At 39.4% G+C, this 13,990-nt stretch carries 9 protein-coding genes and 5 pseudogenes; 4 read left to right on the top strand and 10 right to left on the bottom strand.

From position 1 onward, the window contains the following. Positions 1 to 57: 57 nt before the first annotated feature. The 3 genes and pseudogenes from AACL31_RS16705 to AACL31_RS16695 form a co-directional block, all read right to left on the bottom strand. Positions 58 to 708, bottom strand: a complete 651-nt coding sequence (locus tag AACL31_RS16705) for a DsbA family protein (protein WP_310511681.1) — start codon at positions 706 to 708, stop codon at positions 58 to 60. A 15-nt stretch (positions 709 to 723) separates the two neighbouring features. Further along, positions 724 to 873, bottom strand: coding sequence for a hypothetical protein (locus tag AACL31_RS16700; protein WP_310511682.1), 150 nt, complete (start codon positions 871 to 873; stop codon positions 724 to 726). Between the two features lie 248 nt (positions 874 to 1,121). After that, positions 1,122 to 2,053 (bottom strand): annotated as a pseudogene (locus tag AACL31_RS16695) (LysR family transcriptional regulator). Between the two features lie 121 nt (positions 2,054 to 2,174). Between AACL31_RS16695 and lysA the strand changes: the two are divergent. Continuing rightward, a pseudogene (gene lysA / locus AACL31_RS16690) lies at positions 2,175 to 3,479 on the top strand (diaminopimelate decarboxylase). Between the two features lie 30 nt (positions 3,480 to 3,509). Here the strand turns inward: lysA and fadE are convergent. Both fadE and AACL31_RS16680 read right to left on the bottom strand, forming a co-directional pair. After that, entirely contained in the window at positions 3,510 to 5,969 is a 2,460-nt protein-coding gene (fadE, locus tag AACL31_RS16685) for an acyl-CoA dehydrogenase FadE (RefSeq protein WP_310511683.1), read from the bottom strand. A gap of 248 nt (positions 5,970 to 6,217) precedes the next feature. Next, entirely contained in the window at positions 6,218 to 7,186 is a 969-nt protein-coding gene (locus tag AACL31_RS16680; RefSeq protein WP_339053428.1) for an IS110 family transposase, read from the bottom strand. Between the two features lie 188 nt (positions 7,187 to 7,374). Here AACL31_RS16680 and lpcA point away from each other — a divergent pair, with 188 nt between their 5' ends. Then, a complete protein-coding gene (gene lpcA / locus AACL31_RS16675) occupies positions 7,375 to 7,953 on the top strand; it encodes a D-sedoheptulose 7-phosphate isomerase (RefSeq protein WP_310512579.1) in 579 nt (192 codons plus the stop codon). Positions 7,954 to 8,049: 96 nt separating this feature from the next. After that, positions 8,050 to 8,577, top strand: a pseudogene (locus tag AACL31_RS16670) (class II glutamine amidotransferase); the annotation flags it as partial. A gap of 31 nt (positions 8,578 to 8,608) precedes the next feature. Here AACL31_RS16670 and AACL31_RS16665 read toward each other — a convergent pair. The 5 genes and pseudogenes from AACL31_RS16665 to gpt all read right to left on the bottom strand — a co-directional run bounded on the left by AACL31_RS16665 (position 8,609) and on the right by gpt (position 12,282). After that, the gene (locus AACL31_RS16665) at positions 8,609 to 9,292 is read right to left on the bottom strand and encodes an IS6 family transposase (protein ID WP_339053427.1); all 684 of its coding nucleotides are present in this window, start codon (positions 9,290 to 9,292) and stop codon (positions 8,609 to 8,611) included. Between the two features lie 74 nt (positions 9,293 to 9,366). Next, positions 9,367 to 9,861, bottom strand: a pseudogene (gene proB, locus AACL31_RS16660) (glutamate 5-kinase); the annotation flags it as partial. A gap of 131 nt (positions 9,862 to 9,992) precedes the next feature. Next, positions 9,993 to 10,382 (bottom strand): sigma factor-binding protein Crl, encoded by a 390-nt coding sequence (crl, locus tag AACL31_RS16655; RefSeq protein ID WP_310512574.1) that lies wholly within the window; start codon positions 10,380 to 10,382, stop codon positions 9,993 to 9,995. A gap of 70 nt (positions 10,383 to 10,452) precedes the next feature. After that, entirely contained in the window at positions 10,453 to 11,712 is a 1,260-nt protein-coding gene (gene frsA, locus AACL31_RS16650) for an esterase FrsA (RefSeq protein WP_310512573.1), read from the bottom strand. Positions 11,713 to 11,820: 108 nt separating this feature from the next. After that, positions 11,821 to 12,282, bottom strand: a complete 462-nt coding sequence (gene gpt / locus AACL31_RS16645; protein WP_310512578.1) for a xanthine phosphoribosyltransferase — start codon at positions 12,280 to 12,282, stop codon at positions 11,821 to 11,823. Positions 12,283 to 12,522: 240 nt separating this feature from the next. Here gpt and AACL31_RS16640 point away from each other — a divergent pair. Next, positions 12,523 to 13,983: pseudogene (locus AACL31_RS16640) on the top strand (aminoacyl-histidine dipeptidase). The last annotated feature ends 7 nt before the right edge of the window (positions 13,984 to 13,990 follow it).

Genomic DNA, 13,990 nt, shown 5'->3' with positions numbered 1-13,990 from the left:
TATGCTAAATAAACAACAGTTAACCTCTTTCCATCCATGGAAAAACATAAATAATTTTTATGACAAGGAAGCCGCCGATAAATTTTCCAGATAATTTTGCCATAGTTGTGGTTGAGTGAAATATTTATCTAAATTTATTACCATCAGGTTTTCATTATGCTGAGCAATTAGGGTCGGAAAACCGGAACGAGCAACTTGATGTAATAAGGTACGACTTGATTGGATATGCTTGTTTGTTGGTTCATCTTTATTTATGGCAAAAGTTTGTTGAAATAACTGTTTGTCTAGTCCAATCTGCTGGGCTAATTGCAATAAAATGTTTTCGTCACTAACCCGAAGGCCATCAATATAGTGCGCTGTTTGGATGGCGTTTAACATTGCTAAACCTTTATTTGCTAATTTATCAGCGGTAATAATTGCTGTTATCGGTGGTAATGAATCAAGTATTACATCATTTTGTTGTAACATTTGGTGATAATTATCTCCAAATGTTTGCCCCGTTATACCGGCTATCTGCTTATTAGTATCCAACAAAAATTGACGCCATTGATCGTCTATTTTTACTCGGTTGTGGCCTGTCAGCATACCACCACCATGAAGTTGTAGTTTAATATTCGGCTGACCAGCTGCAATTTCTATCAATGGAGACGCGCCATAACACCAACCACAGAAAGGATCAAAGATATAGTGTAAGGTTATTGGTGACATTTTTTCCTCGCGAAATTATTGTGGCCATTTCATTTCGCCCTTCAATACTTTGGCGCTTAATTCAAGACTAGCAGGCTCCTTTAAATTTGGGTAAGCTTGTTGCATCATGTCAATAACTTCAGTTGAATTTTTGCTTTTTGCTAAAGCTTTTTCTAGTTTTTTCAAATAGTTTTGTGTAAAAGTAACGGTAGTAATATCTTTTGCTGATGGTTCAAGGTAATGACCGGGAATAACGACTTTTGGCTTAAGTTGTTTGATACTTTCAAGGGCTTGCGTGACAGATTATTAAATAATCAAAAAATAATCTAATTATTTTTAATTATCATTGTGTTAATTAAAAATAAGTTAGTAATATTAAGATTATTATTGAATTCTATAAACTTAAGTTGGTTAATGGATCAGATTAAAAATAATCAATAATTAAAGGCAGTAAGTAACTGAGTTTCAAATTCTTTAATCGTAATTTTTAGGCATTGAATAAATCGTTCGGTAAGTTCAGAGGAAGGCCGATGCATTGGTTTAATTAAATTGACAGTGAAAGGAATGGGTTTAATAAAAGGTCTGATGCAAAGGCTATCAGGATCATCTTGTAAAAAATCGATAACGGTAAATGGGTTGACGATTGATATACCTAATCCTTCCCTTACCATAGCACAAACAGAGGAAGCATTATGGACTTCCATTATCATTCGTCGGCTAATATGTTGTTCTGCAAAAAATGTATCAATCGCTTGTCGATAACTATCCGTTATTGAAAGACTAATAAAAGCAACATTATTAAAGTCTTTAGCGGTTAAATATTTTTTTTACTCAGTGGGTGCATACGAGGTAACACAACGACTTCATTTAGGCTAGTTAAAATATCACCATAAGTGCCGGTGGGTATCTGCCGATGTTCTGTCAAACCGATATCATAATGTTGTGCCGAAAGCCATTCCTCTAATATAGGTGACTCTTGGGAGGTAATGGTAAAATTAACTTCAGGGTAATCGAGTAGAAACCGCTTACAGGCTTTAGGTAATAACGACTGACTAAATACCGGTAAACAGGCAACTGAAAGTTGCGTGTCTCTAAATTGTCTGATAATTTCCGCCATATTATAGATCCTTTCTAATCCATAATAAGAACGTTCGACTTCTGCGAATAACCTTAATCCCTGAGCCGTTGGCATTAGCCGTCCTTTGATCCTATCAAATAACTTAAATCGTAACAGACTTTCTAGACGACTAATTTCACGGCTGACGGTAGGCTGAGATGTTCTAACTAATTGTGCTGCATCAGTTAAGTTTTTGGTGGTCATGACCGCGCGAAAAATTTCTATATGACGCCAGGAAAAAGTTTTCATTTACATAACTCGCTGCTGTTATCTATATCCTATATGAATAGACTATAGCTAAATAGATATTTTTAATCCTTATTTTCTCTATTAATAATAAAAAAAATGAAAAAATAAATTAAGGTTATCAATGACAACGTTTGCAACCACCATAAGTCGATATTTGACGACAGAACAATTAATTAAACTGCCCGCTCAATTCGGGACTCCTATTTGGATCTATGATAGTGAAGTCATTACATAGGCGATTAAGCAGTTAGCTGCGTTCGATGTGATCCGTTTTGCACAAAAAGCGTGCTCCAATATTCATATTTTACGTTTGATGCGTCAACAAGGCGTGAAAGTTGATGCTGTATCATTAGGCGAAATCGAAAGGGCGTTAGTTGCAGGTTTTCGCCCAGGTAGAGAACAAGCTGAAATTGTATTCACCGCAGATGTCATTGAAAAGCAAACTATTGAGCGTGTAATAGAGTTAGATATTCCTGTTAATGTCGGCTCTATTGACATGCTCGTTCAATTGGGAAAAGCCAAACGACATCATCCTATTTGGTTACGTATTAATCCAGGATTTGGCCATGGTCATAGCCAAAAAACCAACACCGGTGGAGAAAATAGTAAGCATGGTATCTGGTTTAGTGATTTGCCATTAGCGATTGAAAAAATTAATCAATATCAGTTAACGCTGGTCGGTATACATATGCATATTGGTTCTGGGGTTGATTATTGCCACTTGGCTAAAGTCTGTGAGGCAATGGTAGAGCAGGTCATCTTAAGTGGCTGTGATATACAAGCAATTTCAGCTGGTGGAGGATTGTCGATCCCTTATAATTTAGCTGAAGAGCGAATTGATATTAACCATTATTTTGCCTTGTGGCATGATGCTCGTGAACGTATTTCAGCTCATTTGGGGCATCATATAACATTAGAAATTGAGCCTGGTCGTTACTTGGTAGCAGAATCTGGAGTGCTTTTAGCTGAAGTAAGAGCAATAAAAAGAATGGGCAAAAATCATTATGTATTAGTTGATAGTGGTTTTAATGATCTAATGCGTCCTGCTATGTATGGTTGTTATCATCATATTTCTGTCTTGCCAGCGGATAATCGAGATCTTACTGACGGAAATTTACGTGAAACACTAGTAGCTGGTCCTTTATGTGAGTCTGGTGATGTTTTTACCCAGACAAATACCGGCGCTGTTGTGCCTCGTTTATTACCTGAAATTTATGTGGGAGATTATTTAGTCTTTCATGATACTGGTGCTTATGGTGCTTATGGTGCTTATGGTGCTTATGGTGCTTCAATGTCTTCTAATTATAATAGTCGACCGTTAATCGCTGAGGTAATGTATTTAAATGGTGAGGCAAAATTAATTCGTCGGCGTCAAACATTGGCAGAATTGTTGGCATCAGAAACGTGTTTGATAAGTAGTGATTAGGGAGCTTAAAGCCCCCTGCAAGTTCTACAATTATGCCGCTTGTTCTTTATCTAATGGGGAACTATTTTTCTGTTTGTCAGATTTTTTACTCGCTACCGCCAGTGCATCATATTCAAATTCATCAACATTGATCGATCTTAAACGGCTGGCTTCTGCTTTACGTAAAATGTCAGCTTCTTGTTGGCTAATTTTACCATCGGCGAGTGCTTGTTCGGCAAGTTTATCTAAATTGATAAAGTGTGGTTTATGGCTAGCTTGACTGGTCAAACGTTCAAAAATTGGCTCGGCGGCAATAATATCTGATAATGCGGCATTAATTATGCCATGAGGGTTATGCTCACTTGGTGTCATATATTGACCGCGACCAATACGCTCGCGTGTTTCTGATGGTGTCATCATAATTTTTGCTAATTTATGATCAAGTTGATCGTTAGGTGGCGCATAACGATAACCCAATGGAAAAATGATAATACGGCTTAACATAGCAACCAGACGATTGGGAAAGTTTCGTAGCAGTGCTTGCATGGCTTTTTCTGATTGAAATAGACAATCTTTTATTACCCATTCAACAATAGGTAAATCCATTGCTGGGCGGCCATCATCTTCAAAACGTTTTAGTGTGGCGGATGCTAAATAGAGGTGGCTTAAAATATCGCCTAAACGGGCAGAAATCCGCTCACGACGTTTTAACCCGCCACCTAATACGGCCATAGAAATATCAGCAAGTAAGGCAAGATTAGCACTTTGGCGATTTAATTGCTGATAGAAGCGGCGAGTATTATCTTTTGTTGGTGCTTTGCTTGTTCTGCCGTTTGTTATACCCAAGTAGAAACTGTGCAATAGGTTACTTATTGTATGACTTAAATGGCTAAAGAGTAATTTATCAAAGGCAATAATATCGTTATTTTGTGTTGCGGCTATTTCATGCAAAATATAAGGATGACAGCGAATAGCCCCTTGGCCAAAAATCATCATACTGCGTGTTAAAATATTGGCACCTTCAACGGTGATAGCAATAGGAGCTCCTTGATAAAAGCGAGCAAGAAAATTTGAGGGACCTAGACAAATTCCTTTACCACCAGCAATATCCATCGCATCAATAATGGCTCTTTGGCCTCGATGGGTACAGTGATATTTGACAATCGCAGAGAGGACTGCTGGTTTTTCGCCAGATATAATTGCCGTCGTAATTAAGGTTGAAGCGGCATCCATTAAATAAGCATTAGCAGCGATCCGTGCTAAAGGTTCTTCAATACCTTCCATTTTTCCAATAGGTACTTTGAATTGACGGCGAATATAGGCGTATGCACCGATTGCCAGCGCGACACTTTTTAAGCCACCCGTGGCGTTAGATGGAAGCGTGATGCCACGACCAATAGAAAGACATTCCATTAACATACGCCAGCCTTGGCCGGCCATTTTGGTACCACCAATAATATAATCAATCGGCACAAAAATATCTTTACCGCGCGTAGGGCCATTTTGGAAAGGGATATTCAAAGGAAAATGGCGATGGCCAATTTCTACTCCTGCAACATTGGTTGGGATTAGTGCGCAGGTAATGCCGAGATCGGTTATATCGCCAAGTAAATGGTCTGGATCATAAAGTTTAAATGCTAGCCCTAATACCGTAGCAATCGGCGCTAATGTAATATAACGTTTATTCCAATTTAAACGCATACCTAATATCTGTTGGTTTTCCCATTCGCCCATACAGACAACACCAGTGTCAGGGATAGCTCCTGCATCAGAACCGGCTTCAGGGCTTGTTAAAGCAAAACAGGGGATCTCTTCACCGCTAGCAAGTCTAGGAAGATAATGCTGTTTTTGTTCATCGGTGCCATAATGTTGTAAAAGTTCTCCTGGGCCTAATGAGTTAGGCACACCTACAGTAATGGCTAATATGCCGGAAACTCCGGCCAATTTTTGTAACACTAGCGCTTGAGCATAGGCAGAAAATTCGAGGCCACCATACTCTTTTTTGATGATCATAGCGAAAAAACGGTGTTGTTTTAAATGTTGCCATAATTCAGTAGGTAGATCGGCTAGTTCATGGCTAATTTGAAAGTCATTAGCCATACGGCATGCTTCTACAACTGGGCCATTGAGAAAAGCTTGTTCTTCAGTTGTTAATTGCGGTTTTGGATAATTATGTAATTTATCCCAATCAGGCATACCTTGAAACAGATCACCTTCCCACCAGGTTGTGCCCGCTTCGATGGCTTCTTTCTCGGTTTTTGACATGGAAGGGATAATTTTCTGAAAAATTTGTAAGACTTTGCTAGAAATGAATGAGCGACGTACTGGGAGATAGACTAATGGAAATAATACCGCCGCTACGAGCAATAACGTCCAAAAATACCATAAATCAGCACTAGCCATAATTAAACAATAAGCAAGTATAAGTAAGCTACTAAATAGTAGATTTGCTTTGTGATAGCAAAGAATTCCGATTAAACCAATAAATAGAAAAATAGTGAGTAGAGCCATAATGGTACTCCTGATTATGATTAAGCTAAGTCATCGGAGGTCATATCTGTGTTTTTCTTATCTTTAATCTATGTAATTTTATTTATCAATATTTTTACATATTAATTACAATGAAGTTCACAAATTATTTATTGAGCTTAACTTGGTTGTGATAAGTCGTATTGATACTTCTTTCATAAAGTTTAATCCGTTACACTGGGATTGTTGAAAAAATAATATTTTATTAGCAACTGTCTTGAACGTTAAAATTATGGAGAAACGTGATGGTACGACTCATTCCATTCTTCGTTCTTTCTGAGCATCGTGTTCAGGATAGTCAGCAGCTTGCGCATACAGGCGACCAGCGCCACTTTTTTGGCTTTTCCCGCTGCAAGCAGACGCATGTAAAAGGCTTTTATCACCGGATTAAAGCGAGTTGCTACAAGCGCGGCCATATAAAGTGCTGTTCGGACTCCGTCCCTTCCGCCAAATATGGTTCGCCGACCACGCATGGTACCCGAGTCCCGGTTTATGGGGGCAACGCCTACAAGCGCGCTAATAGCTCGCCTCGAGAGGCTGCCCAGTTCGGGAAGCTCCGCCAACAACGCAGCAACTGTCATGGTACCAACCCCTTTAATGCTGCTCAGCCTAGCGGCCAGATCCTTAAAGTGGTTCCTTATGTGGTTGTTCATATCCTCATCGATTCTGGCAAGTTCATCTTCCAGCGCCTTGATGATGATGTTGATGCTTTTTCTATTCTGTGGATGTGCGGTATACAGCCTATTACGTTCTGCCACCAACATTGTAATCAACTGGCGTCTGCGTACGACCATCGCAGCAAGAACCTGACGTTCTGCATTTGGCAGAGTCCGGATAAAGCGCTCTCGCTCCGGATGTCGATTAATAACCTCTGCCATTTGTGCAAGCACTTTGGCATCAATACGGTCAGTTTTTGCCAGATAGCCCATAGCGCGGGCAAAGTCTCGGGATTGTCTGGGATTGATCACAGTGACGTCAAAGCCTTCAGCCTGGAGCGAGCAGGCCACAGTAGCTTCAAGCCCGCCAGTTGCCTCCATCAGAACCAACACCACCGAATGCTTTCTCAATTCGGCGATAATGGCATCAAAACCGTCAGAGTCATTACTGACCGTAAACTGTGCAATATCACAGCTGGCTGCTATGTCCAGCGTTGCTTTAGAAACATCAATACCCACACAAAGTGGATTTGGCTGACTCATGATTACCCATCCTTGCAAATGCGTTATGGAGTACGGACAACTGTTCGGGTTTCAGATGAGTGGCTCAGTGTATGCGCCGGTCGCTAATTAACGGGCTTAAAACCCTAGGAGGAATCAGGCTGCATGCACCTTGCCAAATCTAATCGTAACTATTTTAAACCGTTTTCAAGATACAAGGAGTAAAAATGATGTATCAGGAGCTTATTTGTGCTGAATTAAAAGAAGCGGCGGTGACATTGAACAATTTTCTTAATAACAGAGAAAATATCGAAGTGATTGAACAAGCCGCGATTATGTTGTCGAACGCCTTTAAAGCGGGAGGAAAAGTATTATCTTGTGGTAATGGTGGCTCGCACTGTGATGCTATGCATTTTGCAGAAGAATTAACCGGACGTTATCGTGAAAATCGTCCAGGTTATCCAGCCATTGCGATTTCTGATGTTAGTCATCTCTCTTGCGTTGGTAATGATTTTGGTTATGACTATGTTTTTTCCCGTTATATAGAGGCTGTCGGTAAAGAAGGGGATATATTATTTGCACTCTCAACATCAGGTAATTCTGGCAATATCATCAAGGCAATCGCGGCTGCACGTGCTAAAAAGATGCAAGTGATCACATTGACAGGTAAAGAGGGCGGAAAAATGGCAGGAACCGCTGATATTGAGATCAGAGTACCTCATTTTGGTTATGCCGATCGGATCCAAGAAATTCATATTAAAGTGATCCATATCTTAATTCAGCTAATAGAAAAAGAAATGGTGAAATAACATTGCTAGGCAATATTGTCGGGTAGAAATGTGATCAGTTAGCGTGATTATGCTTAGATTTGGAAATTTCATTCTGGCATACATAAAGGAGGCATTATGTGTGAATTGCTTGGTATGAGTGCTAGTGTCCCGACAGATATTAATTTTAGTTTAAGTGGTCTTATCCCGCGAGGAGGTCAGACTGGGCCACACAAAGATGGTTGGGGGATCACTTTTTATGAAGGTCGAGGTTGCCGAACGTTTAAAGAACCCAAGCCATGTTATCAATCGCCTATTGCACGCTTTGTGCAAGAGTACCCGATTAAATCAGAGGCAGTTATTGCGCATATTCGCCAGGCGAATCGGGGCGATGTATTATTAGAAAATACCCATCCTTTTACCAGGGAACTGTGGGGCAGAAATTGGACTTATGCACACAACGGCCAACTTGAGGGTTATAAAAAATTACCAGTAGGACACTATCGGCCAATTGGAAAGACGGATAGTGAGTGGGTATTTTGTTGGATTTTATATCAATTGGCAGAAAAATACCCTAAAAAACCGACAAACTGGTTAACTGTATATCGGTTTATTGCCAAACTGGCTGATCAATTAAAATTGATGGGTTCTGTCGCATTAATGTTGAAAGTTTAATTTGTGGTAGTTAGAAGAATTGTTAGGCGACTAAGGTGTAAAAAGCATCGACTGGACAGAGAATTAGGCCATTGATCGGGATTTGTTGTTTATGGCGCATATGCAATATTTCTATTCCTTCCAGTAAAACTTTTGCCGTTCGGTACGTCTTAAAACCAAGCATAGCACGATAGCGTTTTTTAATGAAACGGTGATCTTGCTCTACCATGTTATTTTTATAACGGCACTGTCTTATTTTCATCCCCAGTTCACGCTGATTAAGTGACATCAATGCCGCCAGATTAACACCACTTTTATCAATATTCACCCCCATAGGGTAGGTATTTTGATGGATAGCTTTCCTCAAAAAGCGTAATGCAGATTTTTTATTTCGCTTTTGACTGAGAACAAAATCTATCGTTTCACCGCTAGCCTCAACGGCACGATAAAGATAATGCCATTTCCCTTTTATCCTGATATAGGTTTCATCCAGATACCAGGTGCCGCCATAGATTTTTCGTTTCTTTCTGGCAACCCTGGCGAGTTTTGGCGTTAGTCGTAAAACCCAGCGATGAATGGTGGAGTGATCAACAAAAATACCTCTTTCCTGCATCATCTCCTCAAGGTTGCGCAAGCTTAAGGAATACGCCAGATACCAACGTAGACACACTAAAATGACATCGACGGGATAATGGAGACGTTTAAAGCTTTGTTTAACAATACACATGAAAGCTACTCATATCTGAAAACAATATTCAAATATTCATTTTATCAGGCTGACATTTTTAATGCGACAGAACCCTTATCCGCATCAGCTAAAATTGCAACCAATGCCGATAAATTATCATTATCACCAACTTTAATTTCGGCTGTCGCAACGGCATCATTTTCATTGATAACAGGAATAATACGGTTATCCAATAACGCTTGTAATGTGTCGCGTGCATTCAAAAAACGTTCGCGATCTTCAATATCAGCTCGGGTCAATAACATCTGACCAATATGAATACCATAAATGGAAAACAACCGTTCCCAAAGTTGGATCAGATGGCTTTGCCCAACCGCCGCGAGTAATTGTTTCGAAGCAATTGTTTCAGGTAATGTTGGATAACCTAAATGCGCTCGACCAGCAGTAATTGCACCCGAAGTGACAATGATAATGTGGTGACCTTTTTCATGCTGCTGTGCGCATTGTCGCACTAATTCAACAATACGAGCCTGATCCAAACAACGCGATCCACCCGTTAATACACTTGTTCCTAATTTTATCACCAAAGTTTGGCTATTGTTCATCATGCTTCTGCCATTAACTCTCTATAACAATAAATATTTAGTCATCAGTTTTACCAAGTAAGAAGCGTTATGCCAACTGACATAACGCAATTTTATTGAAAAGTTAATTTTACAATAGTTGCCAACAATATAAGCTATATATTAATTGCAACCATTTTAGGGCAAGGGGTTAATGTTAATTCCAATGTATTAAGTGAATCACCTAAACGTTTGTGGAATTCTTGCAATGTCTCTTCAAGCGACTTGATAATATTTGATTTATTAATTTCGATATGCTGCCAATTACCCACTTTATCAAACATACCTAATTTATAATGATATACAAATCCGTCAAGTTCTCGTCTTAATTCCAACCACCATCCCCAAAATTCACGCTTTTCTGGAGCAGTCTTTGCATTAACACAAATAGCAAGGCAGTCGAAAAAAAAGAGATCATCCTGACATTGAGATTCGCGGAGATAAGGTCCTAACCTGGTAAAATGCTTCAATAATTTACTTTTAGAATAATTTGAAGTTAAAGCCATAATAAGGATCTCCTTGTTGTTAAGCTACCTTTTTAGCAAATAAGGAAAAATAATCAAGTAATCACAACGATTATTCAATTTTGCTTTTCAGCCAACTCACTACTGTAGAAAGTGACTGATGAAAATTTTGATACAACGGCTTGGTTGGTAAAGTCAATAACTTACCGTCAATGGACGAACGTACGACAAGTAGTGCGTCTTCTTTAGGACTAAAAATATCATTTTGCCAGTTGACAGCCATAAACGGTACAGGACAGCGACGCCCTAATAATCCCTGTTTTTTTAGCGAATAACAACTTAGTTCTGAACGTAAAACAGCTTCATCTACCTGATAGAAACCTAATTGACTGGCAAAGAGGTCAATATTCATTACCGGTATTTGATCCTGATATTTTTGTTCAGTAAGCAAGCTGTGGACGATGGGCCCTAAAACTGCAACGCCTTTTAAGCGTTTGGGTTCTAAATAAGCTAAGCGAAGTGCAATATTGGCACCAAAACGCAAACCAATTACACCTATTCGAATATGATCGATCCATGGAATATTAGCCAATTGATTAAGTACCTGTTGATGCAGCGCGCTAGTATCCTGAGAAAGTTTATATTTAATAGAATAGCCAATTGATGGCATATCCAGGGTTAACATAGCAAAACCTTGCGGGGCCAGATAGTTGTTGAAAAGGCGGTAATAATCTAGTTGTAAACTATCTAATGTGCCACAAACTAAAATCGTGGGACACGGGCCTTGGCTGGTATCCGGTAAATGTAAAAAACCAATCACCTCTTTTTTACCATCCGCTATTTTGAAAGAAATTTTTTTCAGTCGAAAATTGGTCAATTGCGCTGCATTTTCATAAGCTTTATTAGCTAATAACACCGCTTGTTCGGCAAGACTATCACCTTTAAGATGAGGATATGCGGCAATACTATATAAATTAGCTGCCCGTAACCAAGCTTGGCTTGCTGCTATTTTTGTTGGCAATTCAAGTGCTTTTTTCTGCCAGCCCATCGCTTGTTGTGACCACTCATAAGCCCAATTTCCTGGCTGGTAACCAATTATGGTATCGAGTAAATTATCAAAACTTCGAATACGATTATTTGCCGCAATACGACTTAATACTGCTTCAATCTCCAGCCCATCGTTGCCACGCCAAATCCATATTAGCCGGTTAAGCATACGATACCAACTAACATAACTCGTCCCTTCGAATGTTGAGCTATGCTTCAATAAATGCGTTTTAGGCACGCTATAAGTCACCAGAACAGAGGGCTCAGTTTGTTTCAGTTTTGATTTAGGCTTAAACAGCTTTTCTGACAGATTTTTTTCACTCATATTGACTTTATTCAGTTAAAAACTTTAGCAATGAAAAAGGGATGCGATTAGCATCCCTATATCATATACTTTATTTCACGAATCAAAGCGAAATAAATAAAATAATTATTATTGTTCACAAAGCGGCTTAATAAAAACCTCTTTTTCCATATCCCAAGGTTGTTCTATCCAGGTATTTTGCGGTATATCAATAACATAATTATCAATTAATGGACGCCCAGCGGGTTTAGCAAAAATAGTCACAAAATAGCCTTTGGGATACATATCCCTGATAGCTTGCGCTGTCCCGCCAGTATCGACCAAATCGTCGACCACAATATAACCTTCACCATCACCTTCCACTCGCTTAATAACCTTAAGTTCCCTCTGGCTATTATGGTCGTAACTTGAAATACAGACCGTATCAATATGGCGTAGACCCAATTCACGAGCAACAATAGCACTTGGAACAAGTCCACCGCGGCTAACCGCAATAATGCCTTTCCATTGCTTGGCTGGTAGTAAGCGTTGTGCCAAAGTACGGGCATGCATTTGCAACATATCCCATGTTACGATGTATTTTTCACTTATAAAATTCTGATCCCAACGACTAGAGACAATTTTAGAAAAGCATATTAGTGGAGAAAATATTGCGCGAGATTATAGTGATTTGTAATAACAAAAACCAGAAATTAATTAATATTATCACAATTAACTAAAGGAATAGATGTTAGAAGGTGATATTCTGAATTAATAAAATAAATAATATTTACCAAGACTGCGGAATTAATTAGCAATCTTAATAATAAGGGTAGTAATAGGAGATAAAACGTGTCTGAACTTTCACAGCTTTCACCACAGCCGCTTTGGGATATTTTTGCACAAATTTGTGCAATTCCTCATCCATCTGGACATGAAGAAGCACTTGCTTCCTATATTATTCAATGGGCGGAGAGCAAAAAATTTAGCGTTGAACGCGATAAAGTCGGTAATATTCTTATTCGCAAACCGGCAACCGCCGGCTTGGAGAATCTTCGACCTGTCGTGCTTCAAGCCCATTTGGATATGGTGCCACAAAAAAACAGTGATACTCAGCACGATTTTACTCAGGATCCTATCCGTCCTTACGTAGATAATGAATGGGTGAAAGCGCAAGGTACCACATTAGGTGCAGATAATGGCATCGGTATGGCCTCTGCTTTAGCTGTACTGGATGATGAGCATGTTAAACATGGACCAATAGAGGTTTTACTCACCATGACGGAAGAAACCGGCATGGTTGGTGCTTTTGGCATACAGCCAAATTGGCTACAAGCAGATATTCTGATCAATACCGATTCCGAAGAAGAAGGCGAAATCTACATGGGTTGTGCCGGCGGCGTTGATTTTACCACCACCTTTAAATTGGCAAGAGAAGCCATTCCAGCTAATCATATAATCTTCAAAATAACACTTAAAGGGTTAACAGGTGGTCACTCGGGTGGTGATATTCATTTAGGATTAGCTAATGCGAATAAACTATTGGCGCGTTTTCTAGCAGGTCATGCCAGTGAATTACAATTAAAGCTCATTCATATTCAAGGGGGTAGCTTACGTAATGCGATCCCTCGTGAGAGTGAAGCAATTTTTGCAGTGCCCATATCAGTAGCAGCTAATTTAGAAACCAGTAAAAATCACTATCTAGCGATGCTAAGATCTGAATTTGCCGCGCTTGAAAAAAACTTAGTCATTACGCTTGATGAGACAACAACAGAATTATTTGCGCTAACCGCAGATTGTTAATCTCGCTTATTACATTTTCTCAATGCTGCGCCTAACGGTGTTATTCGGATGAGTGACGACATAAAAGAGGTTGTTGAAACTTCACTCAATACCGGCGTTGTTAATATGGATGAAAAAAAGGCCGAAATTACTTTTTTAATTCGCTCATTAATTGAAACGGGCAAAGATTATGTTGTTAACATGTTGACATCATTATCGATGCTTGCCGGTGCGGAATGTGAACATAAAGGCAGTTATCCTGGCTGGAAACCAGATCCGAAATCGCCAGTCATGGCACTTGCTAGCGATATCTATCAGCAACTATTTGGCAAAACACCTAAGATCATGGTGATCCATGCTGGTTTAGAATGTGGGCTATTTAAAAAACCTTATCCTCAAATGGATATGGTTTCCATTGGGCCAACGATATATGGCGCCCACTCACCCGACGAGCGAGCTAACATTAAAAGTGTCGAGAAATACTGGCAACTGTTAACATCAGTACTTAAATCAATACCTGAAAAAGATTAATAATTGT

The sequence above is a fragment of the Arsenophonus endosymbiont of Crataerina pallida genome, assembly GCF_964020125.1.
Classification (GTDB): Bacteria; Pseudomonadota; Gammaproteobacteria; order Enterobacterales; family Enterobacteriaceae; genus Arsenophonus; species Arsenophonus nilaparvatae.
Note: the sequence above shows the minus strand (reverse complement) of the source record. Positions and strands in the feature narration are given on the sequence as shown.